This window comes from Halomonas sp. SIMBA_159 (genome assembly GCF_046536035.1).
Taxonomy (GTDB): domain Bacteria; phylum Pseudomonadota; class Gammaproteobacteria; order Pseudomonadales; family Halomonadaceae; genus Vreelandella; species Vreelandella venusta_A.
This window is the reverse complement of record NZ_JAWJBT010001404.1, coordinates 1-242: the sequence shown is the minus strand read 5'-3', so window position 1 is coordinate 242 and position 242 is coordinate 1. Positions and strand designations below refer to the sequence as shown.

Annotated in this window: 1 protein-coding gene; it reads right to left on the bottom strand. The window is 59.5% G+C overall.

All coding sequences use genetic code 11. From position 1 onward, the window contains the following. A partial coding sequence (locus R0J87_RS23870; protein WP_498889506.1) for an AvrD family protein occupies positions 1 to 192 on the bottom strand: 192 nt, incomplete at its 3' end. Positions 193 to 242: the final 50 nt, after the last annotated feature.

Sequence of the window (242 nt, the reverse complement as noted above, 5' to 3'; positions counted from 1 at the left end):
CGAAGACGCGAGCCGATCGGGCAGGCGATGAGCCACACTACATACGACTTCCCCTCTATTGAACGTCCCCACAACGTCCGCGCAGCGCCACGCGGCACCTTCTTTGGAGATCACCCGCGTCTTGCTCAATCTCACGCTCAAGCCAGTTCCTTGAGTGCTCTCCGTTTGGTGGTGTCTTGGATCGTTCAGCATGATGCGGGTCCGGCGCATCCACAGCGTGCTGCTTTCTGCACGATCCATCG